This window comes from Marinitoga aeolica, from assembly GCF_029910535.1.
Taxonomy (GTDB): domain Bacteria; phylum Thermotogota; class Thermotogae; order Petrotogales; family Petrotogaceae; genus Marinitoga; species Marinitoga aeolica.
Genome location: NZ_CP069362.1, coordinates 2,179,024 through 2,204,207 on the forward strand (window position 1 = coordinate 2,179,024; position 25,184 = coordinate 2,204,207).

The 25,184-nt window shown below is 28.4% G+C and carries 27 protein-coding genes; 18 read left to right on the top strand and 9 right to left on the bottom strand.

From position 1 onward, the window contains the following. Positions 1-52 precede the first annotated feature (52 nt). Positions 53-364 carry an ArsR/SmtB family transcription factor gene (locus JRV97_RS10310; RefSeq protein ID WP_280998600.1) on the top strand — a complete coding sequence of 104 codons (312 nt, stop codon included), beginning with the start codon at positions 53-55 and terminating at the stop codon, positions 362-364. Between the two features lie 41 nt (positions 365-405). Next, positions 406-1,179, top strand: a complete 774-nt coding sequence (locus tag JRV97_RS10315) for a GGDEF domain-containing protein (protein WP_280998601.1) — start codon at positions 406-408, stop codon at positions 1,177-1,179. A 34-nt stretch (positions 1,180-1,213) separates the two neighbouring features. Here the strand turns inward: JRV97_RS10315 and JRV97_RS10320 are convergent, their stop codons facing one another. Genes JRV97_RS10320 through JRV97_RS10360 form a run of 9 tightly spaced genes read right to left on the bottom strand, consistent with a single transcriptional unit; the run spans position 1,214 to position 8,835 of the window. Further along, positions 1,214-1,756 carry a 2-oxoacid:acceptor oxidoreductase family protein gene (locus tag JRV97_RS10320; RefSeq protein WP_280998602.1) on the bottom strand — a complete coding sequence of 181 codons (543 nt, stop codon included), beginning with the start codon at positions 1,754-1,756 and terminating at the stop codon, positions 1,214-1,216. Then, positions 1,753-2,508 carry a thiamine pyrophosphate-dependent enzyme gene (locus tag JRV97_RS10325; protein ID WP_280998603.1) on the bottom strand — a complete coding sequence of 252 codons (756 nt, stop codon included), beginning with the start codon at positions 2,506-2,508 and terminating at the stop codon, positions 1,753-1,755. Before JRV97_RS10325 ends, JRV97_RS10320 begins: the two co-directional genes overlap by 4 nt. Positions 2,509-2,523: 15 nt before the next feature. After that, on the bottom strand, positions 2,524-3,579 hold the full coding sequence (locus JRV97_RS10330; RefSeq protein ID WP_280998604.1) for a 3-methyl-2-oxobutanoate dehydrogenase subunit VorB: 1,056 nt from the start codon (positions 3,577-3,579) through the stop codon (positions 2,524-2,526). Between the two features lie 12 nt (positions 3,580-3,591). Further along, complete coding sequence (locus tag JRV97_RS10335) at positions 3,592-3,822, bottom strand: 4Fe-4S dicluster domain-containing protein (RefSeq protein ID WP_047264906.1); 231 nt, start codon at positions 3,820-3,822, stop codon at positions 3,592-3,594. Positions 3,823-3,835: 13 nt separating this feature from the next. Then, positions 3,836-4,504: a cobalamin biosynthesis protein CobQ gene (locus JRV97_RS10340; protein WP_280998607.1), complete on the bottom strand. Its 669-nt coding sequence runs from the start codon at positions 4,502-4,504 to the stop codon at positions 3,836-3,838. After that, the gene (gene buk, locus JRV97_RS10345) at positions 4,497-5,588 is read right to left on the bottom strand and encodes a butyrate kinase (protein ID WP_280998608.1); all 1,092 of its coding nucleotides are present in this window, start codon (positions 5,586-5,588) and stop codon (positions 4,497-4,499) included. Before buk (JRV97_RS10345) ends, JRV97_RS10340 begins: the two co-directional genes overlap by 8 nt. Before the next feature lie 11 nt (positions 5,589-5,599). Beyond that, entirely contained in the window at positions 5,600-6,493 is an 894-nt protein-coding gene (locus JRV97_RS10350; RefSeq protein WP_280998609.1) for a bifunctional enoyl-CoA hydratase/phosphate acetyltransferase, read from the bottom strand. Positions 6,494-6,502: 9 nt separating this feature from the next. Beyond that, complete coding sequence (gene buk, locus JRV97_RS10355; RefSeq protein ID WP_280998610.1) at positions 6,503-7,564, bottom strand: butyrate kinase; 1,062 nt, start codon at positions 7,562-7,564, stop codon at positions 6,503-6,505. A 20-nt stretch (positions 7,565-7,584) separates the two neighbouring features. Then, positions 7,585-8,835, bottom strand: coding sequence for an aminotransferase-like domain-containing protein (locus tag JRV97_RS10360; protein ID WP_280998611.1), 1,251 nt, complete (start codon positions 8,833-8,835; stop codon positions 7,585-7,587). A gap of 281 nt (positions 8,836-9,116) precedes the next feature. On the opposite strand from JRV97_RS10360, the gene glyA reads away from it, so the two are divergent. The 16 genes from glyA (at position 9,117) to JRV97_RS10440 (ending at position 25,183) form a co-directional block, all read left to right on the top strand. Next, on the top strand, positions 9,117-10,388 hold the full coding sequence (gene glyA / locus JRV97_RS10365; protein WP_280998612.1) for a serine hydroxymethyltransferase: 1,272 nt from the start codon (positions 9,117-9,119) through the stop codon (positions 10,386-10,388). A 623-nt stretch (positions 10,389-11,011) separates the two neighbouring features. After that, positions 11,012-11,509, top strand: a complete 498-nt coding sequence (locus JRV97_RS10370; protein ID WP_280998613.1) for an OmpH family outer membrane protein — start codon at positions 11,012-11,014, stop codon at positions 11,507-11,509. A 4-nt stretch (positions 11,510-11,513) separates the two neighbouring features. Further along, complete coding sequence (lptB, locus tag JRV97_RS10375; protein WP_280998614.1) at positions 11,514-12,218, top strand: LPS export ABC transporter ATP-binding protein; 705 nt, start codon at positions 11,514-11,516, stop codon at positions 12,216-12,218. A gap of 4 nt (positions 12,219-12,222) precedes the next feature. After that, positions 12,223-12,768 carry a TIGR00725 family protein gene (locus tag JRV97_RS10380; protein ID WP_280998615.1) on the top strand — a complete coding sequence of 182 codons (546 nt, stop codon included), beginning with the start codon at positions 12,223-12,225 and terminating at the stop codon, positions 12,766-12,768. Between the two features lies 1 nt (position 12,769). Further along, complete coding sequence (gene gltX, locus JRV97_RS10385) at positions 12,770-14,173, top strand: glutamate--tRNA ligase (protein WP_280998616.1); 1,404 nt, start codon at positions 12,770-12,772, stop codon at positions 14,171-14,173. Beyond that, complete coding sequence (coaBC, locus tag JRV97_RS10390; protein ID WP_280998617.1) at positions 14,154-15,362, top strand: bifunctional phosphopantothenoylcysteine decarboxylase/phosphopantothenate--cysteine ligase CoaBC; 1,209 nt, start codon at positions 14,154-14,156, stop codon at positions 15,360-15,362. The genes gltX and coaBC overlap by 20 nt, the downstream gene beginning before the upstream one ends. Next, positions 15,289-16,479 (top strand): L,D-transpeptidase family protein, encoded by a 1,191-nt coding sequence (locus tag JRV97_RS10395; protein ID WP_280998618.1) that lies wholly within the window; start codon positions 15,289-15,291, stop codon positions 16,477-16,479. Before coaBC ends, JRV97_RS10395 begins: the two co-directional genes overlap by 74 nt. A 6-nt stretch (positions 16,480-16,485) precedes the next feature. Beyond that, a complete protein-coding gene (locus JRV97_RS10400) occupies positions 16,486-17,397 on the top strand; it encodes an AEC family transporter (protein ID WP_280998619.1) in 912 nt (303 codons plus the stop codon). Between the two features lie 10 nt (positions 17,398-17,407). Continuing rightward, positions 17,408-17,785: a CoA-binding protein gene (locus JRV97_RS10405; RefSeq protein ID WP_280998620.1), complete on the top strand. Its 378-nt coding sequence runs from the start codon at positions 17,408-17,410 to the stop codon at positions 17,783-17,785. Positions 17,786-17,833: 48 nt separating this feature from the next. Further along, positions 17,834-19,333, top strand: a complete 1,500-nt coding sequence (gene murJ, locus JRV97_RS10410; protein ID WP_280998621.1) for a murein biosynthesis integral membrane protein MurJ — start codon at positions 17,834-17,836, stop codon at positions 19,331-19,333. A gap of 118 nt (positions 19,334-19,451) precedes the next feature. After that, positions 19,452-20,408, top strand: coding sequence for a 1-phosphofructokinase family hexose kinase (locus JRV97_RS10415; protein ID WP_280998622.1), 957 nt, complete (start codon positions 19,452-19,454; stop codon positions 20,406-20,408). After that, positions 20,408-20,863 carry a CBS domain-containing protein gene (locus JRV97_RS10420; protein ID WP_280998623.1) on the top strand — a complete coding sequence of 152 codons (456 nt, stop codon included), beginning with the start codon at positions 20,408-20,410 and terminating at the stop codon, positions 20,861-20,863. The genes JRV97_RS10415 and JRV97_RS10420 overlap by 1 nt, the downstream gene beginning before the upstream one ends. Beyond that, positions 20,860-22,152, top strand: a complete 1,293-nt coding sequence (mtaB, locus tag JRV97_RS10425; protein ID WP_280998624.1) for a tRNA (N(6)-L-threonylcarbamoyladenosine(37)-C(2))-methylthiotransferase MtaB — start codon at positions 20,860-20,862, stop codon at positions 22,150-22,152. Before JRV97_RS10420 ends, mtaB begins: the two co-directional genes overlap by 4 nt. Beyond that, the gene (locus JRV97_RS10430; RefSeq protein WP_280998625.1) at positions 22,142-22,963 is read left to right on the top strand and encodes an aminotransferase class IV; all 822 of its coding nucleotides are present in this window, start codon (positions 22,142-22,144) and stop codon (positions 22,961-22,963) included. Before mtaB ends, JRV97_RS10430 begins: the two co-directional genes overlap by 11 nt. Position 22,964: 1 nt before the next feature. After that, positions 22,965-23,261, top strand: coding sequence for a DciA family protein (locus tag JRV97_RS10435; protein WP_280998626.1), 297 nt, complete (start codon positions 22,965-22,967; stop codon positions 23,259-23,261). Continuing rightward, positions 23,261-25,183 (top strand): DNA gyrase/topoisomerase IV subunit B, encoded by a 1,923-nt coding sequence (locus tag JRV97_RS10440; RefSeq protein WP_280998627.1) that lies wholly within the window; start codon positions 23,261-23,263, stop codon positions 25,181-25,183. Before JRV97_RS10435 ends, JRV97_RS10440 begins: the two co-directional genes overlap by 1 nt. Position 25,184: the final 1 nt, after the last annotated feature.

The following is a 25,184-nucleotide window of genomic DNA, read 5'->3' on the forward strand; positions in this document are numbered from 1 at the left end:
ATTGGATTATACTATAAGAGTATTAATATAGAAATTAAGAGGAGCTAAAATAATGGATGAATGTGAATTAATTGCAGAAATATTTAAGGCATTGTCTCATCCCACACGTTTGAGAATATTAAAAATATTAAAAAATAGAAAATGCAATATAATTGAAATTTCAGAAGAGCTTGATTTAACACAATCAAGCGTTTCTCAGCATTTAAAAATTTTAGAAAATGTTGGTATAATTAGAAAAAGAAAAGAAGGTAATATAGTTTTTTGTGATCTAAAATATGAAGCAATATTTAAATTATTTAATGATGCTAAAAAGATTGTTCATGAAGAATTACAAGAAGCTCATAAAATGATAAAAAATTCTTAGCCCACATCGTTAGATGTGGATTTTTATGGTATAATAATAGTATGATTGCGATAGAAAAAGGGATTATAGATAAGAAAATTTTAAAAAAATTAAAATTCGAATACGTACTTATTGATAAAAATACAGAATTAAATTCTGTAAATATTATTGTATCTAGTGATATAGTAAATAGTGATATTTATACAATTCTAGTAGTTGATTCAATGAGCGAAAATTTATTAGAAGCGGATGATTTTATTTTAAATCCAATTAATATTGAAGAATTAAATTATAGAGTAGAATTAGGGTTAAAAAAAGTTAAGTTAATAAATGAATTAAGAAAATTATCTTTAATAGATTATTTAACAGGTGTTTATAACAGAAGAGCTATTACAGACATTTTAAAAAAAGAGATAGAAAGATCGAAAAGAGAAAATAGAACATTTGTTATTTCAATGCTTGACTTTGATAATTTTAAGAAAGTTAATGATACATATGGGCATGATGCAGGGGATGAAGTTTTGAGGAAAACTATTGAACTTATAAGAAAAAAGATTAGATATTATGATTCCATTGGAAGACTTGGCGGAGAGGAATTTCTGATTGTATTATCTAATATATCTAAAGAAAATGCTCTTAAAGTTACCGAAAGAATAAGATTGGCAGTAGAGAATAATATTGTACATATAAATGGTCATCAAATTAAAATCACAGTAAGCCAAGGGTTGTCAATATTTGATGGAAATAAAAATGTAGATCAATTAATTAAGGAAGCTGATTTAGCTGTATATAAAGCTAAGGATAATGGAAAAAATAAAATAGAGTTTTATGAATAATCCCCGGTGAAAAAATCACCGGGGATTATTATTTTTATTTAACTAAAGCATTCATTCCTGCTTCAATAGCTTTTAAATTTATATCCAATAATGCTGCTTTTTTACCTTTTAATGATTTTTCTAAAGCTTTTTTTACTGAATCAAAGGAAACAGCATTTGTAGCTTTTAAATAAGCGCCTAACATAACCATATTTTGGACTTTAACATTTCCTAATTCATCGGCAATTTCGTTTGCAGGAATTTTATAAACCTGGATATCTTTTCTTTCTGGATCTCTATCGATAACTGATGAATTTAATAATAAAATACCATTTTCTGGTAATAATTTTTCAAATTTATACATTGAAGGGATATTAAATGCAATAACTTCTGTTGGTTGGTCTACAACAGGTGAGGCAATATATTCTTCTGAGAGAACTACTGTACAATTTGCTGTACCTCCACGCATTTCAGGACCATATGAAGGTAACCATGTCGTATACATATTTTCATACATTGCAGCTAAAGATAATATTTTCCCAAATAACATTACACCTTGACCACCAAATCCTGCAGCTATAAATGCATGATGTTTCATTTTTCATCACCCACCTTATCAACGTAAACGCCCAATGGATATTCTGGAACCATATTTTCTTCTAACCATTTATTTGCTTCAACTGGTGGAATACCCCAGTTTGTAGGACATGTTGATAATACTTCAACCATACCGAAACCTTTACCTTCAATTTGAGCTAAGAAAGCTTTTTTTATCATTTTTTTAGTTTTTATTACATCTTGTGGTTTGTTAACTTTTGTTCTTGCCAAGTATGCTACACCTGGTAAGTTAGATAATAACTCAGCCATATGGATTGGATAACCTTCATTCTCAGCACTTCTTCCATATGGTGAAGTAGTTGTTTTCATTCCTAATAATGTAGTTGGAGCCATTTGTCCTCCAGTCATACCATATATAGCGTTATTGATGAAAATTGTTGTAATTTTTTCTCCTCTATTAGCGGCATGTAAAATTTCAGCTGTACCAATTGCAGCTAAATCACCATCACCTTGATAAGTGAATACAACATTTTCTGGCATAGCTCTTTTCATACCTGTTGCTACTGCTGGAGCTCTTCCGTGTGGTGCAACAGTTCCATCAACATCAAAAAATTCATATGCAAAAACTGAACAACCAACTGGAGCAACCATTAAAGTTTTTTCTCTTATACCTAATTCATCAATTACTTCTGCAACAAGTCTATGAACAATTCCATGATGGCATCCTGGACAATATGTAAATTCCTTTCCACTCAATGCTTCAGGGCCTTTGAATTTTATTTTATAAGACATAATTTTCCTCCTTTCTTATATCAATTCCATTAATTTTGCTAATACTTCATTTGGTGTAGGAACAACCCCACCAGTTCTTCCATAGAATTCTACTGGTTTTTTACCATTTACAGCTAATTTTACATCTTCTACCATTTGACCCATACTCATTTCTACTGTGAAGAATAATTTTGCTTGATCAGCTAATTTTGCCAATGCATCATAAGGATAAGGCCATAATGTAATAGGTCTAAATAAACCAGCTTTAACGCCTTTCTCTCTAGCCATGTTTACAATTGTTTTTGCTATCCTTCCCATTGTACCATAAGCCACTATAATAACATCAGCATCTTCTGTTTTATATTCTTCCCACATTTGTTCATTTTCAATGATTTTCTTATATTTTTCTTGATATCTTAAATTCATTTGTTCTAAAACGTATTCGTTTATATCAAATGAAGTTATTTTATGAGGTTCTCTACCTTTTGCTCCTTGCATAGCCCATGAGCTATGATCTGGTAATGTGTTTAAATCTCTAAATTCAGGGAATTCAACAGGTTCCATCATTTGACCTAACATACCATCTGCAAGTATTAAAGCAGGGTTTCTATATTTATCAGCTACATCAAAAGCTTTTGCAGTCAGTTCTACAGCTTCTTGTAATGATTCTGGACCATAAACAACTAATCTATAATCACCATGTCCTCCACCTTTTGTAGCTTGAAAGTAATCACTTTGAGCAGGTTGAATATCACCTAAACCTGGACCACCTCTAACAACATTTACAAATACAACAGGTAATTCTGCACCTGCGATATATGAAACCCCTTCCTGCATTAAACTATAACCGGGTGAAGATGTTGAAGTCATAACTCTATGTCCTGTTGATGCAGCACCATATAACATATTTACAGCAGCTACTTCACTTTCTGCTTGTAAAAAAACACCATCAACTTGAGGCATTCTTCTTGACATATATTCAGTTAATTCGCTTTGTGGAGTAATAGGATAACCAAAATATAATCTACATCCAGCCCTTATGGCGGCTTCACCAATTGCTTCAGTACCTTTTACCATTACTTTTTCAGCCATTAATATCCCTCCTTAAGCTTTAGCTTTTTCTAATGTTGAAACTGTTATACATACATCGGGACACATTTGATAACAGAAACCACAACCAATACATTTTTCAGGATTTAAAACTGCAGCAGGATGATAACCTTTTGCATTAAATCCTTCAGAAAATCCTAATGTTCCTGTTGGACATGCATCTATACAAAGACCACATCCTTTACATCTTTCTTGATCAATTTCAACTTTGTTCTTGTATTCCATCGTATCCCTCCTTCTATAATTGATATACTTTATCTAAAAATCTTTTTAATATAAATTTTGGATATTCTGTTTCTATATCCTTTAAAAATTCAGGAACAACAGTAAAAGCAATAGGAATTCCTAATTTTTCCGAAACCCTTTTTAACGTTTTTTCACCATTTAAAATAATTTCTTTTGTTGTTTCGTCTTGTAAATTAGAGTTAGATATCAAAAAATCCACTTTTCTTCTAGCTTTTGCACTTAAACGTTCAATATAGTATTCAATATCTTCAACAGTGTTCATAAAAGGTCTTTTTGTATTAACAACAAAATATGTAGCTGTTTTTGTTTGATCCAAAAAATTTTTTAATGAACCAACAACTGTAGAACCGTCCTCGTTACCACCAGCATCTATTATTGTTTGATATTCAGGATTAACAATATATCCCCCAACCGCAGGTGGTATTATTGGTAAATCAGCATGCATAAATTGTCTTGGAGGAGTTATAACTTTTATTCCCATATTTTCTAATACATCAATTTCATCTCTTGTTCTGAAATAAGGACTAATTACATCAATATCTGCAATTGATACTTTTTCATATTTTTCTTTTAAATATATTGCAGAATTTAAAGCAATTTCAGTTTTTCCGGAACCAAACATTCCAATAATCACATGACATTTATAATTAGTATTAAGCATTATTTACCTCCGTAGGTGGATATTTTTTTGCTTTATCTTCGCCTTTTAGTACTCTTAGAGCAGCTTCTGCTAATGCTCTTTCTTCATCACCACCAGGTACAACATAAATTGGTGCAATAAATTCTGTATGTTCAGTTAACCACTTAACCATATTATTTTTATCATATGCTAATCCACCTGTTAATACAATTCCATCAACTTCAAAGCTTAAAGCAGCTGCCATTTTACCAATCCATTTAGAAATTTGTAAAGCCATTGCTTTGTATATTAAGGTAGCATATTCTTCTCCATTTTCAACTCTTTTTTGAACTTCTAATGCATCGTTTGTATCGAGGTAAGCGACTAATCCGCCTTTCCCTTTTATTCTTTTTTTCATTTCATCTAAAGTCATTTTACCTGAATAAGCTAAATCAATAATTTGTGTCATTGGTAATGTACCAGACCTTTCGGGGGTAAAAGGGCCGTCACCATCTAATGCATTATTCACATCAATGACTTTTCCTTTCTTATGGGCTCCTATAGATATTCCTCCGCCCATATGTACAACAATTAAATTGACTTCATCATATTTTTTATTCATTTTTTCTGCAGTAGCTCTGGCAACTGCTTTTTGGTTTAATGCGTGAAAAATAGATTTCCTTTCAAAATCTGGATGTCCTGAAAATCTAGCAATATCAATCATTTCATCTACAACAACAGGATCGGCTATGAAAGAAGGAATATTATAATCAGAAGCTAATTCGTGTGCAATTAATGCGCCTAAATTTGAAGCGTGTTCGCCAAATTTTCCTTCTCTTAATTCTTCTTTCATTAATTCATTGATTTCATACACGCCACCCGGGATAGGTCTTAGCAATCCACCTCTTCCAACAATAGCAGAAAAAAATGAAAGATGATACCCTTCTTTTTCTAAAAATTTCTTTATAACTTCTTTTCTAAATTCATATTGTTCAGCTATATGTTTAAATGGAGCTAATTCATCTGATGAATGCCTTACAGTATCTTTAGAGATCAATTTTTCGTCTTCATATATAGCTAACTTTGTGGATGTTGAACCAGGATTTATAACCAATATTTTATGCATATTATTACCTCCTAAGCCAAGAGTACAGATAATGCAATTGAAAGCAACTTTGCATCATCAGAATCTGCTCTTGAAGTTAAAACTACAGGTTTTTTTCCACCAAGTATTGTACTTGCGACACTAGAACCTGCTAAAAATACCATAGATTTATAGAAAATATTACCTGCTTCAATGTCAGGCATAATTACAATATCTGCATCTCCAGCAACCTCACTTTTAATACCTTTGTGTTCTGCAGCTTCTTTTGAAATAGCATTATCCATAGCGAATGGTCCGTCGACTATACATCCCTTTATCTGTCCTCTTCTATTCATTTGAGTTATTATAGCAGCATCCATAGTTGCCTGCATCTTTGGATTAACCTTCTCTAATGCCCCAACAATTGCTACTTTAGGGTTTTGTATTCCTAATGAATTAGCTACTTTTACAGCATTATTTATTGAATCCACTTTTTGCTCAAGCGTAGGAGCTATAACCATACCAGCATCTGTAACAATTAGTAATTTATGATATTTTTCTATATCAAAAACACTTACCAAATTAATTGTGCCTTTGGTTCTTAGCCCATATTCTTCTTTTAAATATACTGACAATAATTCACCTGTTGTTATATGACCTTTCATAGGCAAATCAGTTTTTCCAGCAGACACATCTTCTATAGTTTTTATAACAGATTCTTTATTTGAATTGCAATGGACAATTTCCATTTTTGAAATATCTATATTGTTTTCTTGAGCTATTTCTTTTATTTTATTTTCATTTCCATATAAAACAGCGTTACATATTCCTTCTTTAACTGCGCGTGAAACAGCTTTTAAAACCACATCGTCTTCGGCAGCAGCTACACCAATAGTTTTTTTTGTTTCTAAATTTTTTGTTAATTCAATAATTTTATTAATTCGCATATTTTCACCTCACATTTTCCAATCTTTAGCCTTTTCCTCATTATTTAGAACTCTTAGGGCTCCTTCGGCTAATGCTTCCATCTCAAATGAACCTGGATACAACATTATTAAGGCGATTTTTGATATTCTTTGTCTTATCATATCAATGAAATCATCATTTCGGGCCATTCCACCGGTGATAATAATTGCGTCAACTTCTCCTTTTAATACAGCAGCCATTCCTCCAATTTCTTTTGCAATTTGATATGCCATAGCTTCAACAACTTTTTTTGCATATTCATCATGTTCTGCTTTTTTCATTGCAACTCTTAAATCATTGGTTCCGAGATATGCAACTAAACCACCTTTTCCAATGTATCTCTTTTTTAATTCTCTTTTTTCATATTTTCCTGAAAATGCTAATTTAGCTAAATCTCCAACAGGCAATTCACCTGTTCTTTCAGGACTAAATGGACCTTCATCATTAGCATTATTAACATCAATCATTTTTCCTTTTCTTTGTGCTCCAATTGATATACCGCCACCTAAATGTGCTATTACAAAATTACATTCTTCATATTTTTTGTTTAATTCTTTAGACGCTTTACGTGCAACACTTTTCATATTTAATGCATGATACAAACTCTTTCTTTCAATTTCAGGTATCCCAGAAATTCTTGATTCAGGAATAAATTCATCAACAGAAACGGGATCAGTAATAAATACAGGTATATTATTTTCTGCTAATTCCCAACCAATCACTGCAGCTAAATTTGAAGCATGTTCTATTTTTGTTTTGTTTTTCAGGAAATCCACCATTTCTTTTGTTACTCTATATGTTCCACTTTCTAAAGGAGGTAACACACCTCCTCTTGCTGCGATAGCATTGAAGTCAGTTATTTTATAGCCATATTTTTCAATAAAACTTTTTATTTCATCTCTTCTTAAATCTATTTGATCCATTAATTTTTCATATTTATCTAACTCTTCAGGAGAATGAGAAACTTCTTCTGATACTATTAATTTTTCGTCTTCAAAGACTGCAATTTTAGTTGAAGTAGAACCTGGATTAATAACTAAAATACGATTCATTTTTTCACCTCACTTAGTGGTTATTTTTTTAATTTTAACTCTAAACCCTTTTTACTAGCATACTCTTCAATAGTTTTTCTTAATCTTTTTGTTCCCTCTTCTAATTCTTCAAAAGAAGGTAAACAGAATGATACTCTCAGAGTATTTCTTTCTGGCTCATCAACGTAAAATGTTTCTCCTGGAATATAAATTATTTTATTTTCTTTAGCAATTTCAAACATTTCCATTGTATCAAATCCTTCAGGTAATTTGATCCATGAAAATAAACCACCCTCAGGATGTATCCAGTCGATTCCATCAATATCTCCCAAATATTTATCTAAAGCTTCCATAAATTTATCCTTTTTGGCCTTATATAATTTTATTGTTGGTTGGATTTCTTCAAATAAGTCATATTTTTCCATAAATCTTGCAGCAATTCTTTGAGTTAATGTTGAAGAACATAAATCCATTCCCTGTTTAGCTAAAACCATTTTTCTTATTAATTGTTTGTTCCCGATGATTACACCAATTCTTAAACCAGGAGATAATACTTTACTAAATGTGTTTAATAAGATAACCCTTTCACCGTTATTTAATTTAAAAATACTTGGTAATTTTTCTCCTTCAAATCTTAAAGCACCATATGGATCGTCTTCAATGATAATGAAATCATATTTTTCTGCTAATTCAATTAATCTTTTTCTTTTTTCTAAAGATAAAGTAGTACCAGCTGGATTGTGGAAATTACTTACAGTATATACAAATTTAAATTTATCAATTTTTCCATCTTTTTTGAGTTTTTCTAATTCTTCTTCTAAAATGTCTAAATTCATTCCATCTTTTTCTAAAGGAATACTTATATAATTAGGATTTCTTTGATTAAATGCACTACCAGCACCTAAGTATATAGGTTTGCTAACTGCACAATAACTATCTTCATCTAAAAATACAGTACCAATAATAAATAAAGCCTGTTGAGAACCTGTTGTTATCATAAGATTTTCTTCTGTTAATCCCGATATACCCTCATATTTTTCTAATAATCTAATATATTGCTTAATTAATTCTGGATCTCCTTCCGTAGAGCCATATTGTAAAGCAATTTTATATTCATTCATAATAACTTCTTTGGAAATTTCTGATAATTTTTCTATTGGGAAGGTTTCTGGATCTGGAATACCTCCACCAAAAGAAATAATTCCTTCTTGAGTAGCTGTTTTTAACAATTCTCTAATAATGTTAGATTTAATTCTTTTTACCGTTACAGAATATTTACTTTCAAAATTCATAATATCACCCCTCCAAATTTAGTTTCTTTCTCGATTTTATTTTACACTTTTAATTTAAAATTTACAAAGTTGATTATGGAGCCATATATCTGGTTATATACAATTATAAGTGATTATATGCTGTGTGAAAAATTTTTCACGAAATTTTTTTCAATATCAATACTGGTTTTTACAAAAATAATGTTGTATAATATGATCGAAACTAAAAACAGTAATGTACGTTAATTGTAAAATTAAATTTTATTTTGATTAAGAATTAAATCACATAAGGAGGAGTTAAAATGTGGGAAAATCTGAAAAATGTAGATCCAGAAATTTATAAAATAGTTATGAAAGAATTAAACAGACAAGAATATGGTTTAGAGTTAATTGCGTCTGAAAATTTTGCATCACAAGCTGTGATGGAAGCTATGGGAAGTGTATTAACTAATAAATATGCAGAAGGTTATCCTAAGAAAAGATATTATGGTGGTTGCGAATTTGTTGATGAAGCAGAAACGTTAGCAAGAAATAGAGCTAAAGAATTGTTTGGGGCTAAGTATGCAAATGTTCAACCACATTCTGGTTCTCAAGCAAATATGGGAGTATATTTAGCATTAATGCAAACTGGAGAAACATTAATGGGGATGTCTTTAAGTCATGGCGGCCATTTGACTCATGGAGCTTCTGTTAATTTTTCGGGAAAAATTTTTAATGTTGTTCAATATGGTGTGAATGAAGAAACAGAAGTTATAGATTATGATGAAGTGGAAAAATTGGCTTTAGAACATAAACCAAAAGTTATTGTTGCTGGGGGAAGTGCTTATGCAAGAATAATAGATTTTAAAAGATTTAGAGAAATAGCTGATAAAGTAGGAGCTTATTTGGTAGTTGATATGTCACATTTTGCAGGATTGGTTGCTGCAGGATTATATCCTAATCCTTTGGAATATGCGCATGTTGTTACAACAACTACCCACAAAACGTTGAGGGGACCAAGAGGTGGAATGATATTAACAAATGATAAAGAATTATATAAATTAATAAATAAAAGTATATTTCCTGGAATTCAAGGTGGCCCATTAATGCATGTTATTGCTGCAAAAGCTGTAGCTTTTAAGGAAGCTTTGTCTCCTGAATTTAAAGACTATCAAGCACAAGTAATAAAAAATGCAAAAAAATTAGCTGAAGAAATGGAAAAATTAGGTTTTAGAATCGTTTCAGGAGGTACAGATTCTCATTTATTCTTAGTGGATTTAAATGAAAAAGGTGTAACAGGTAAAGCTGCAGAAAAAGCATTAGAAGCATCTGGAATAACGGTTAATAAAAATACAATTCCAAAAGAAACAAGATCACCATTTGTCACAAGTGGTATTAGAATTGGAACACCAGCAGTAACTACAAGGGGAATGAAAGAAGAGGAAATGAAAATTATAGCAGAATTAATTAATGAAGTTATATCTAATATAAAAGATGAAGATGGAACTTTAGACGATACATTTAAGGAAAATATGAAATCTAGAGTTAAAGAGTTATGCGAAAAATTTCCATTATATAAAGGAAAAATATTTTAAAGTAAGCCCCAATTGGGGCTTACTTTTGTAGTCAAAGTACAAAATAAAATATTTAAAATAACAATCATTCATCCAGTGAAAATTCTTATTCCTAAAGTTGGAATCAAAATAAAACTCATTCAAACGCTTGATTGCTAATCTGAAAAAACCATATTTTTAATGCAACGCATTAAAAATAGATAAAGTTTTATATTAAAAATATAATTTAATACATTTTTAAAACAAATAGGTATTTTAATTTATAATATTTAAATTTTTTCGCGAAGCGAAGCTTAGGTAATCTTCGAGTTTTCATTCGTTTTATATTTGAGTTCCAATAATATACATAATTTCATTTATATTTTTTCATACTTTAATTTGTCATCAGTCTGAAGCACTATTAGGGTTTTTTTTAAATAAAAAAAACGGAGCATTTAAGCTCCGCAAATTCCTTAGTTTATTTTAAGGAGGATAGGGGTATTATAATATTATCATTATTATGTTAAGTAAAAATCAATTAATTATTCAAAAATATGTATTATAAATTAAGAAAAGTAAAACAAAATAGTTATAAAAATATTTTCTTAAAACTAAGAATTAATGATATAATATAACTTAAGAATAAAATTCAGGAGGTGTTTTTGGTGAAAAACTTTTCAAAATTTTTAGTTGTAGCAGTTGTTTTATTAGGATTTTTGTTTATTCCTAAGATAGGTATTTCAGAAAATTCTAAACAAACAGGTAAGGATTTAAAAATTGCTTTTGTACAAATGCAAAAAGTTACGCAAAGTTATTACAAATGGGTTGATTTACAAGAAAAATATAAAAATGATCTTCAATATTATCAGAATAAAATCAATCAGATGAAACAAGATTTTGAAAATTTAAAGAAATCAGGCGCATCTACAGAAGAATTATCTCAAAAACAAAAAGAATTGGAAACAAGAGTATCTGAATATCAAAAGGCAATTCAAGATGAATATACACAAAAAACAAATCAGATATTAGATGAAGTAAAGAATAAAGTTATAGAATATGCAAAAGAAAATGGTTATAATTTAGTTCTTTATGAACCGTCTGTAATTTATGCTGATGAATTAGTTGATATTACACCACAAATTATAGAATTATTGAAAAAATAATATTATGCATAATCTTGTGTGCAAAAAAATAACAAAAAAATATGGAAGAAAAACAGTATTAAATAAAGTAGATTTTAAAGCCAGCACCGGCAAAATTGTTGGGATTTTGGGTCCCAACGGTGCTGGTAAGTCTACTTTATTTAAATCAATTTTGGGAATCGTAGTTCCCAAAAGTGGAGATATATATTTAGATGATAAAAAAATTACTCATTTACCTGTTCATGTAAGAGCAAAAACTGGAATAGCATATCTTCCACAGGAACCGTCGGTATTCAGAAATTTGACAGTTTGGGATAATATGGATTTAATAGCTACAATGTTGAAAATTAAAAATAAGGAAGATTTCATAAAAGATATTTTAATCGAATTTGGAATATATGAATTAAGAGAGCAAATAGCAGATTCGCTTTCGGGTGGTGAAAAAAGAAGATTAGAATTTGCAAGAACTTTGATAACTAATCCAAAATTTATTTTATTAGATGAACCGTTTGTTGGAATTGATCCAATTACAGTTAAAGATATACAAAAAATAATAAAAACGTTGTCTCAAAAAAATTTAGGAGTTATTGTTACAGATCATAATGTTGATGAAATTGCAGAAGTTGTAGATATTTTATATGTTTTACATAAAGGTAATGTTATTGCCTATGGGAATCCAGAAGAGGTATTAAAAGATAAAGTAGTAATAGAAAATTACTTAGGTTGGTGATAAAATGAATATAGGTGTGATTGGATATTCTGGTAACCCTAATGAAGAACCAATCAATTCTCTAAAAGGTATAGTATATGAAATTGGAAAAATGATAGCTGAAAATAATTGGACTTTATTTAGTGGTGGAAGAGATGGAATTATGGAATTGATTTCTAAATCTGTAAAAGAAAATGGTGGAAAAAGCATAGGAATATTGCCCTGGGAAATAGAAGGAAATGAGTATCTTGATATTTCAATAAAAACAGGGTTGGATTTTTCAATGAGATCATATGTTCTTGTTAAAAGTGTTGATGTTGTTATAAGCATTGGTGGAGAAATAGGGACTGCAATAGAAATTTTAGGAGCATATGCAAATAAAAAACCAGTAATTTTAATAAAAAGAACTGGTGGTTGGACTGATAGAATACAAAATGTATTGATTGAAGAAAAATATTTAGATAATAGAAAGCTTGCTAAAATTTATATAGCAAATGATATAAAGGAATTAGAAATGTTACTAAAAAAGTTAGAAAATTCTATTGATAAAGTAAGAGGAGGAGAATTTTAATATGATTAGATTAAGATTTGCTCCTAGTCCCACAGGTAGTATGCATGTTGGAGGAGTGAGAACAGCTCTTTTTAATTGGTTATATGCAAGGAAATATAATGGGAAATTTATATTAAGAATTGAAGATACGGATATTGAAAGATCTACAAAAGAATCAGAAAATGAAATTATTAATTCATTAAAATGGTGTGGTTTAACTTGGGATGAAGGTCCAGATATAAATGGAGATTATGGTCCTTATAGGCAAAGTGAAAGATTAGAAATATATGATAAATATATAAATTATTTGATTGAAAATAATAAAGCATATTATGCTGTTTATGATAAAGATAATAATGAAATATACACATCTTCAGAGTATCCAGAAAAATTTAAAGATGAAAGTATTGTAGTTAAATTTAGGGTAGATAAAAAAGGAAATACGAAATTTGTAGATTTATTAAAAGGGGAAATAACTTTTAGGAATGATCTTTTAGAAGATTTTATTATCAAACGTTCTAATGGAATTCCTGTGTATAATTTTACAGTTGTTATAGATGATCATTTTATGGAAATAACTCATGTAATTAGAGGCGAAGACCATATTTCAAATACACAAAAACAAATAATGCTATATGAAGCTTTGGGATGGACTCCGCCAAAATTTATGCATATACCATTAATACTGGGAAATGATAGAAAACCGTTAAGCAAAAGACATGGAGGAACTTCAGTTGAATATTTCAGAAAAGAAGGTATATTGAAAGAAGCTTTAATGAATTATCTTGCGTTACTAGGGTGGACTATAGAAGATGAAATTTTTAACTATAAGAGTAAAGTTGGTAGTTTTACTCCAGAAAAACTTTCTAATAAAGGTGTAATTTTTGATTATGAAAAATTGGAATGGATTTGTGGAAAACATCTTAGAATGAAAAATATTGAAATATTAATGGATGAATATATTGATTGGTTGAACTATATTGAAGATATAGATTTAAAAGAAAAGGTTTTATCTGATAAAAAGTATTCTCTAAATGTTTTATCCATATGTAGAGAAAAAGTGAATACTTTAAAACAATTAAAAGATTTTTCATATAATTTCTTTATAGAAAATTTTGATTACGAAGAAAAATTTATAGAAAAATTTTTAAAAAAAGAATGGTCAGAAGAATTAATAAAAATTGCAAAAGAAAAATTTGAAGAATTAGAGGATTATACAGTTGAAAATGTTGAAAAAGTTATTAGAAATTTAGCAGAGTTAAAGATAGCATCAAAAAAGAATACTTTTCAAACAATTAGAGGCGTAGTTTTAGGTAAACTAGTTACACCAGGACTTTTTGAATCTATATCGGTTTTAGGGAAAGAAAAAACAATATCTCGTTTTAAAAAGGCAGAGGTGTTTTTAAATGAATATATTAAAAAATAAAAAGATAGTATTAGGTGTAAGTAGTGGGATAGCTATATATAAAGCTGTAGATTTATCTTCAAAATTGAGAAAGTTGGATGTGGATTTAAATATAGTTTTAACAGAAGATTCTAAAAAAATGATATCGCCTGTGGTTTTTTCAGCGGTGGGAAATTGTCCGGTATATACAGATTATTTTAATGAAGTAAAGGATGGGTGGATACCTCATACACAACTTTCTATGGAATCAGATGCAATAATAATAGCTCCGGCAACAGCTAATATTATTGCAAAGATTGCTAATGGTTTTGCAGATGATTTATTATCATTGATTGCTCTTGCTTTTAGGAAAGAAGCAAAAATATTAGTGCCGACTATGAATACAAGAATGTATGAATCCCCTACATTACAAAGAAATCTTGATATTTTGAAAAAAGATGGATGGATTATAGTGGAACCAGAAGTTGGACATTTGGCATGTGGAGAAGTAGGAAAAGGAAGATATCCAGATAATGAAATGATTTTGGAATATTTAGAATATGTATTAACAAAGAAAGATATGAAGGGGAAAAAAGTTTTAATAACAGCAGGTCCTACTGTAGAACCTATAGATCCTGTTAGAAATATAACAAATAGATCAAGTGGTAGGATGGGATATGAATTAGCCAGAGCATTTTCTTATAGAGGAGCTGAAGTTACTCTTATTTCTGGTCCTACAAATATAAATCCACCATATATATTAAAAAGATTTATTAATGTTAATACTGCATTAGAAATGAAGAATGAAGTAATGAAATATTATAAAAATTCAGATATAATTGTTATGTCCGCCGCTGTTTCAGATTATAAAGTAAAAAATTATTCCAATAAAAAGATAAAAAAAGAAAATGAAAATATAATATTGGAATTAGATAGAAATCCTGATATTCTTAAAGAATTAGGAAAAATAAAAAAAGAAAATCAAATATTAATTGGATTTGCTGCTGAGACAAACAACTTATTAAATTATGCTAAAAGAAAATTGGTGGAAAAAAATTGTGATTTAATAATTGCAAATGATGTATCTAAAAAAGAAATAGGTTTTGATTCAAATTTAAATGAAATAGATATAATAAATAAAATGGGAGATGTTACCCATGTTAAAAAAAGTTCAAAAAGAGATATTGCTTTTAGGATTATTGATTATATTGCAAACAATTATTCTGGCTAAGAATTCTATAACATTTTTAAAATTTCATAATAATATTATTTATTTGAGAGCAATTACCGAAGAAAGAATGATAAATCCAAAAGTTTTTTTAACTACAATAGGTTTTAGAATAATGCCAGATTATTCTTATAGTCCGACATATATTGATATAAGAATAAATATTGATGATTTTAGCAGGAAAGATGTTCTAAATTTGGAGATAGAATATGATTCTTTAAATGGGAGAAAGAAAATAATAGTTAATAAATTTCTTGAACTTAAAGATTTTTTTGATGAAATAAAAGTAGAAGTTTCTACTATAGAAACATTGGATGGTTGGAAAGGTGTTCTGGTTAATAACTCTAATGGGAGATTTAATGTAGAAAATGTATATCTTGATAATAGGATAAAAATATATAATAGCGAGAGTAATTTATATTATTTACCAGAAAGTATTGAGGATGGTTTTCATGAGATAAAAGTTTTTTATTTAAATAAATATAATGTTGAAAGAATAAAAAAAATTAAATTTTTCAAAAAAGGATGGTTTTATGCATCATCAAATTTAAAAGGAGCTTCTTATAGGGTAAGATTTATTGATAATTACCTTGTAAAGAAGGGTGATTCTATATATAAAATTGCTAGAAAATATGATGTGAAACCTGGAGAAATAATATTATATAATAATATTTCAGATCCAAAAACAATTTATCCAGGGCAATTATTAAAAATTGGGAAATTAAAATTTGGAGAAAGTCCTCTGATAATTACCGTTGATCTTGATAAATCTATTCTTAATTTATATTATCTTGGAAAAAAGGTATTAACTTTTCCTGCAGCAGTCGGAAGGAGTGATGCGACGCCACCTGGGTATTATAGAATAATGTATAAAGAAAAAGAGCCTGCTTTATACTGGTATGGAGAATATATAAAACCAGGATCTATTATAAATGGTGTTGGTAGTAGATGGCTGCAATTATCTGTAGAACAATATGGAATACATGGAACAACAAAACCATGGGAAATAGGGAAAAGGATTTCACATGGATGTATAAGATTATTAAATCAGGATGTGGAATTATTGGATTTCTTAACTGGTATAGGAACAGAAGTGTATGCTTTAAAATCTGCGAGGTGATTTTTTTTGCTTTTTTTTCTCACGCTATTTAAAATATTACCTTTATTTATAATAATTTTTGTAGGATATATATTTGGAAAAGTGTTTTTTGAATTGGATAATGCTATCTTGAATAAAGTAACATTATGGATAGCAGGGAACGTTTTGGCTTTTACAGCTATAAATTCTAATCCTCCAAGATTTAATGAATTAAAAGCATTTTTTGTAGGTTATATTTTTATATTTGCTTTAGCAATAATACTACCTTTAATATTAAAAAAGCTTAACTTAATAAAATCTGAATGGGGTATTATTTCTTTTGCTCTGATGTTTTCAAATGGTGGGTATTTAGGGTATCCAGTTGTAAGTGCTCTTTTTGGTGAAGAATATATAGCTAAAGCAGTGATGTATGTTATAGTTATGACATTATTATCTTTTTCTATAGGTATAATAATTTTAACTGGAGATATAAAAAAAGGGTTAAAAAATATGATAAAACTTCCAATGTTGTGGGGATTTTTAATTGGTTGGATTTTAGGAGCTAATGGTTTATCATGGGAGAAATTACCATTTTTTTTACATGAACCATTAAAAATGATAAAGGAAGCTAGTATTGTTATAATTCTAATAAATATAGGAGTTTCCCTTTCAAGGATAAAAATAAAGATTTATGATTTATATGATACAATTTTAACAACTACATTTAGATTAATAATATTTCCAGTTATAGCTGTGTTTTTAGTTCGTTTATTGAAACTGGATCCTATTCTTGCTGGAGTTTTTGTAATAGAAGTGGGAATGCCTGTTGGAATGAATGTATCATTTATTACTGAAGAGTTAGAAATAAATCCTGCTCTTGGAAATTTAATGGTTTTTATTAGTACATTGATATCTATTATAACTGTTCCGTTATTATACTATTTAATTAGTCTTGTGTAGGAGGGATAATATGTTTGATGTTAGAAAAATAAAAAAGATTGGATTAATTGGTGCAACAACAAACAAAGCTAAATTTGGGTATAAAATTTTAAAAGATTTAGTTTCAAAAGGTTATGAAGTTTATCCAGTAACACCAAATTACGATGAAATAGAAGGTATAAAAACTTATAACTCTGTAAAAGACTTACCAGAAGTAGATATTTTAAATTTTGTTGTTCCGCCAAAAATTGGTTTAAAAGTTACTAAAGAAGCTTATAAAAATGGTTTTAAAAAATTCTGGTATCAACCAGGGGCGGAGTCAGAAGAAATAAAAGAGTATTTAGAATCATTAAATGATCCAGAAGTTGAATATTTATTTTATAAATGTATAATGGTAGAAACAATGTAATATAAAGCCCGGACGGGCTTTTATTTATACTTAGGAGGGTGTGTTTCTGTGTCAGATATAATGAAATTTACAGCAATATTTGCATCTGCTACTATGGTAAGCAGATTTTTAGGATTATTTAGAGACATTTTGTTTGCTTATTATTTTGGAAGAAGTGGCCAATATGATGCGTACATAATTGCAATATTACTTCCATTTTTTCTCAGGCGTATTTTTGCTGAAGGTGCATTTTCTACAGTCTTTGTTCCACTATATACAAGAAAAAAAGGAAAAGATGCAGATATTTTTGCAAGCACGGCTATAAATTTTTTGTTGTTGATTACAATGGGATTATATATTATAGTTTTTTTATTTTCACCATATGTTGCTAAAATTCTTGGTAGCGGAATGAATAAAGAATATTTAAAACTTTCATCTGAACTTATGAAAATAACTTTTCCTTTTATTACATTTATTTCAATATGGTCAATATTCTCTGGCATCTTATATAATAAAAATAATTTTTTTGTTTCAGCTGTTTCGCCTGCGATTACAAATATTTTCACAATTTTAGGAATTATATTTTCATATATATTTTCAATAAAAATATATGGACCAACTATAGGATTTCTTATGGGTGGTTTTTTTCAGATGTTTCTTTTATTTATATATGTAAAAAAGAAAAAATATTTTCAATACCATTTTTCCTTAAAAAAGGAATATATAAATGAAATAATGGGGATGTTTATACCAGCATTTTTTGGAGTTGCTATATCTCACATTAATAGTATTGTCGATACAAATGTAGCAACATGGACCGGAGAAGGCGGTGTTGCAACAATCCAATATGCTTTAAGATTATATCAATTACCTTTAGCAATCTTTTCCGTTAGTATAGCAAATGTGATTTTGCCTAGATTATCAAAATTATCCTTTAATAATCAAAAAGAAAAATTTATTCAAGAATTTAAAGATGCTATTTTAATTTCATTATTTTTAACTATTCCTGCATCTGCTGGATTAATAATCTTAAGTAAAGAAGTTATTAGACTTATATATCAACATGGCAATTTTTTGGAAAAGGATACAATTATTACAGCATTAACTTTAATTACTTATTCTATAGGAATAATTTTTTATTCAATTCATGGTATTTTGGTTAGAAATTATTATTCGAGATTAAATACAAAAAAACCAACCAGGATTTCTTTTATAATGGTTTTAATAAATATTGTTCTGGATATAATTTTGGCTAAATATATGGGAGTTGCTGGTATAGGATTGGCTACAAGTATTTCAGGATTTATTGGTATGATAATATTGGGTTGGGAATTCTTTTCACATTTTACAAAAAATGATTATATTGAAATTATTAAAATTATTATTTCTACATCAGGAATGTTGCTTGGTTTGTATATTTTGAAAATGTTGAATTCCTCTAATATATATACAATAGCATTAGTATTTGCTGGGGTTATTATTTATTTGATATTTACATTATTATTTAAAGTGAAATATTTACAAAATATAGTTAATATAGTTAAAAGCAAAAGATATAAAAAATATTAATGAAACAATTTAATTCATAATAAATGGTTATCAATTAGCAAATAATGTTTGTATATAATTAATGGATTTGTGGTATAATTAAAGTGAAAAAAAGATTATATATTTAGGGGGCTTGAATATGGATGTAATGACTGTAACCTTAAACCCCTCTCTTGATAGAGAGATAATTGTAGAAAATTTTAAATGTGGTAAAATGTTTAGGATTTCAAACCCATCAAATGCTGTTATGGAGCCAGGGGGTAAAGGTATAAATGTTTCTAAAATGCTTAGTAAATTAGGTATAGAAAATATGGCCTTAGGTTTCTTGGGAGGCTTTATAGGAAAAGTCTTTCTAGAAAAATTGTTAGAAGATAGAAATATCACATCTAATTTTATTTTTGTAGAAGAAGAGACGCGTGAAAATATTGCAATTTTAGATTTAGTAAATCATTCAATAACTCAAATCAATTCTAGTGGTCCAAAAATTACTGAAGTTGATATTGAGCATTTGATTCAAAGATATGAAAACTCTTTATCTTTAGTAGAACATGTATTAATTTCTGGTAGTGTTCCCCCAAATGCTCCTAAAGATATTTATGCAACATTATTTTCATTAGCTAAAAAAAATGGGATTACAACTTATATGGAGGCAAATGGAGAGCATTTTAATGAAGCAATAGAGAAATCCTGTCCAATGGTTGTAAGAGTTGACTTAAGAAAAGAAAAGAAATATTATGATAGAGAATTAAAGGAAATGGATGATTATATCTATGCTGCAGAAGATATTATTAAACATGGAGCAAAATTAGCTGTTCTAAGTTATCATGTTGAAGGAGATATAATTGCTACAAATGATGGAGTGTGGTTATTCGCTGTAAATGAAAAAGTTGACAGATCTCATTTATTTGGTGTTGGGGATTCATTTATGACTGGTATAATTTATTATATATTAAAAAATGGTTATAATTATCTTGAAGCTGCTAAATTTGGTATGGCGACAGCTATCGCTAAAATACATCATATAGAAAAGTATATAGAGAGTAAAGATGAAATTAACAAATATCTTGATTATTTTGAAACAAAGAAGGTGAAATGATGAGAGTAGAAGATATTATGTTAAAGGATGTTACATCTTTAATGGAAGACGTTACTATAGAAAGATTTATTACTTTATGTGAAAGGCATGGGTATTCAGCTTTACCAGTTGTTGATAAAGAATTTCACCTTGTTGGCTTATTAAGTGAATCTATGGTTATAAAAGCATCTATACCAGGATATCTTTCTTTAATGCAATCTACATCATTTATTCCTGATTCACAACAGTTTATTAAAGGTTTGGGGAGTATTCTACATAAACCTGTTTCTGAAATAATGGAAAAAAATCCAACAAAAGTTTATTATGATGATACAGCTTTGCATGTGGCAGATGTAATAATAAAAAATAGTTTAAAAATAGTGCCAGTGGTGGACTATGATAATAGATTAGTTGGTATTGTTAGAAGGATTAAATTACTGAGTCTTGCAGCAAAGGGGATATTGGAAGAATCGTGAGTATAAAAAAAATAGATATTATTACTTTTGGTTGTAAATTAAATCAGGCAGAGAGTGAATTTATTGGTGAAAAATTGAAAAATATTAATTTTGATGTTTCTTATGATAAAAAAAATAATAATAGTGATTATGTTTTGATAAATTCTTGTACTGTAACTTCGGAAGCAGAAAGAAAAATAAAACAGTTAATACGTAGTATAAAAAAGAATAATAGCAATAAAAAAGTAATAGTTGTTGGATGCTATGCACACACGAATGCAGAAGAATTAAGGAATATAGGGGCAGACCTGATATTAGGAAATTTAGAAAAAAAATATATTGAAAACTATATTGAAAAAAAAGGTATTTTTGTTGATAAAGTATATTGGAATAAAGAAAAAGAAAGGGTTTTTATTCCTTCTAAACCATATAATTCATATTCAAGATACTTTCTTCCAATTGAAGAAGGATGTCTTGAATTTTGTAGTTATTGTAGAATTATTTTTGCAAGAGGTAATAAAATTAGAAGTGTTGAGAAAGAAGATATATTCAATAAAGTAGATGAGATATATAATAAGGGTATTAAAGAGATAGTATTTACTGGAATAAATCTTTCTTATTTTGGCTATGGTACTGATTATAATTTAAAAAAGTTAATATATGACTTAAATGAGAAGTATTCAAATAAGGAGATCAGATTTAGAATTAGTTCACTATATCCTGATTTTATTGATAAAAATATAATTAAAGTATTAAATGAAAGTCCTATTTTTGAAAAACATATTCATTTATCATTACAACATGTTTCGGATAATGTTTTAAGAAATATGGGAAGAAAATACACAGAAAAATATTTATATAATCTTTTTGATATGATTTATTCAATAAATGGGTATTTTTCTGTATCGGCTGATTTAATTGTAGGATTTCCTGGAGAAAACAAAGAGGATTTTCAAAAATTAATATCTTTTTTAAATAAATACGATTTTTCAAGAGTTCATGCATTTAGATATTCAAGTAGACCAAATACTAAAGCAGCTAGAATGAAAAATCAGATACCCGGAAATATAAAGAAAGAGCGAATGAAAGAATTGCAAAAATATATAAATATTTCAACAAACCGATATTTGGATAAATTAAAAAGCAAAAATACGAAAGTTTTAATAGAAAAGATAAGTGGAAATGAAAGTTTTGGATATGATGAATATTACATATATCATAAAATTGATAAAAAATTGAGTGACAATATGTTTTATAGTGTAAGAATTAATAATATTGAAAACACTGGAGTGATTTCTTATGTTTTATAATACAGAAAATTGGATTGAAAAAAATAAATATGAAAATGATGATTTTGACTTATTTAACGGTTATTCAACTTATGAGACTTTAAGAACTTATAATAAAAACATTTTTGCCTTACGTTTTCATTATGAAAGATTAAAAAAATCCGCAATGTTTTTAGGATTAGATATTCCAAAATATGAAGAATTAAAAAATATATTGAATGAAGGAATAGAAAAATTAAATTGCCAAAATGACGTTAGAATTAAATTAATGCTAAATAAATATACTTCTAGCAAAAAATCGTTTTATGCTTTTATAGAGCCAATAATAGAGATAGATGATTTAAGGGAAAGTGGGGTTGTACTTACAATATCTCGTGAGAGAAAACCGAAAAATCCCGTAATACCATATTATGTAAAAACATCATTGAATGGTTATAGTATGTATTTAAGACAGAAATATAATGCTTATTATGATGCTGTAGTGTTGAATGAATTTGGATACGTTACTGAAGGTACAAAGTCTAATATTTTTATTGTTACTGCTGGGGTTATTACCACTCCACCGGTATCTGCCGGAATATTACCTGGAGTAACGAGAAAAATAGTTTTAGATTTAGTGGAAAGTTTTAATATGGATTTTGAAGAAAGAAATATAGAAGTTTGGGAACTTCTTTCTGCAGATGAGATCTTTTTGACTCATACAAGTGTTGGAATAGTTCCTGTTAGAAGAATAGTTCCAAATTTTACTTTTAATGCACCAGGTATTACTACTGAAACACTTATTAATTATTGGCAAGATTTTATTATTAATAATAATGCTTATTGGGATTAAGATGAAAGATTTTAATGATATTTTTAGAGAAATTAGCCATAAAGATAATGTTTTGAAAAAGGTTTTAATGATTAAAGACTTAAAGCAAATAATTAAAAATGTTTTTGATAAATATGGATTTACCTCAGTGGAGGTGGTTAATGTAGATTTAAAAACCTCCACACTTTTTTTGTATATAGAAAATAATTATATTAAACAAGAAATAATTTTTAAAAAGAAAAAAATCTTAAAAGATATTAATGATAAATTGGAATATGACAAGATAATAAATATAAAATTTTCCGGAGGTGTTGATTAATGAGTCAATATTCACAAGAGAACATAAAAGTATTAAAAGGTTTAGAACCAGTAAGAAAAAGGCCGGGAATGTATATAGGCTCTATTGGTAAACCAGGATTAAATCATCTTGTTTATGAAATAGTTGATAATAGTGTGGATGAATATATGAGTGGTTTTTGTACAAAAATAATTGTCAAAATAAATAGTGATGATTCAATAGAAGTGAAGGATAATGGAAGAGGTATACCAGTTGGGCCACATCCTACAGAAAAAAAAGATACATTAGAAGTTGTATTTACAACGCTGCATGCTGGTGGGAAATTTGATAATGCAACATATAAAATCAGTGGAGGATTACATGGTGTTGGTGCTTCGGTTGTAAATGCTTTATCTGAATATTTAGAAGTTTGGGTTCATAGAAATGGGAAAATATATTATCAAAAATATTCTCGAGGAATTAAGGTAACTGAGGTAGAAATATTAGGTGATACAAATAAAACTGGAACACATATTAAATTTAAACCTGATCATAAGATTTTTGAAAATGGTGATATTGAAGTAGAAGGACAAATAATTGAAAATAGATTAAGAGAATTAGCGTTTTTAAATCCGGGATTAGAAATAGAATTTATAGATGAAAAGAGAAATAAAAAGACTTTCTTTAAATTTGAAAAGGGAATTTCGGAGTTTCTAGAATTTCTTGTAAAGAAAAACAAAAAAATTCCGATTCATGAAACCCCTATTTTTGGAAAAGGCGCAGTAAAAAATCCAAGAGGAGATAATTTTTCAGATATTATAGTAGAATTTTCAATGATGTATACCAGGAATGATTTTCCACATATTTATAGTTATGTGAATAATATTAGAACTATAGAGGGTGGAGAACATGAATCAGCTTTTAAAGCTACATTAACAAGATTAATGAATGAGTATGCAAGAAAAATAGGTGTTTTAAAAGAAAAAGATGAGAATTTTACAGGAGAAGATGTAAGAGAAGGATTAATTGCTATTATAAGCATTAAACTTCCAGATCCGGTTTTTGAAGGCCAAACAAAAGCTAAGTTAGGAAGTAAAGAAGTGAGAGTTGCTGTAAATGAAATATTATCCGAATATTTAATTAAATATTTAGATTCGCACCCAAAAGATACAAAAATGATTTTTGAACGTATTAAAGAAGCTGCAAGAGCTCGTATAAATGCACGAAAAGCGAGAGATAAAGTAAAAAGGAAATCTATTTTTGAAAATTCACCGTTACCAGGTAAGTTAGCTGATTGTACTTCAACAAATTTAGACGAAACAGAATTATTTATAGTTGAAGGTAATTCTGCTGGAGGAAATGCTAAATCAGCAAGAGATAGAAATTTTCAGGCTATTTTACCTTTAAGAGGTAAAATTATTAACGTAGAAAAACATGATATAGAGAGATTGATGAAAAATGAACAGGTTTCTAACATTATATCTGCAATAGGTACAGGGATTGGTGAAAATTTTAATATAAAAAAATTAAGATATGGTAAGATTATAATTATGACTGATGCGGATGTTGATGGTGCACATATTAGAACATTGTTATTAGCATTATTCTTTAGATTCATGCCTGAACTAATTAAAGAAGGTAGAATATATGCAGCACAGCCGCCACTATACAAATTTAAATCTGGAAAATTTGAAACATATTTATATAGTGATGAAGAATTGGAAGAACTAAAAAAAGAATATCCAAAATATTCACTTCAAAGATATAAAGGTCTTGGTGAGATGAATGCTGATCAATTATGGGATACAACAATGGATCCTGCAAAGAGAAAATTAATCCAAATTAACATTGATGATCTTGTTGAAACAGAAGAAATTTTAGAGATATTAATGGGAAGTGACCCATCTTCGAGAAGAGAATTTATTGAAGAACATGCTTTGAAGGTTAAGGAGTTAGATATTTAAA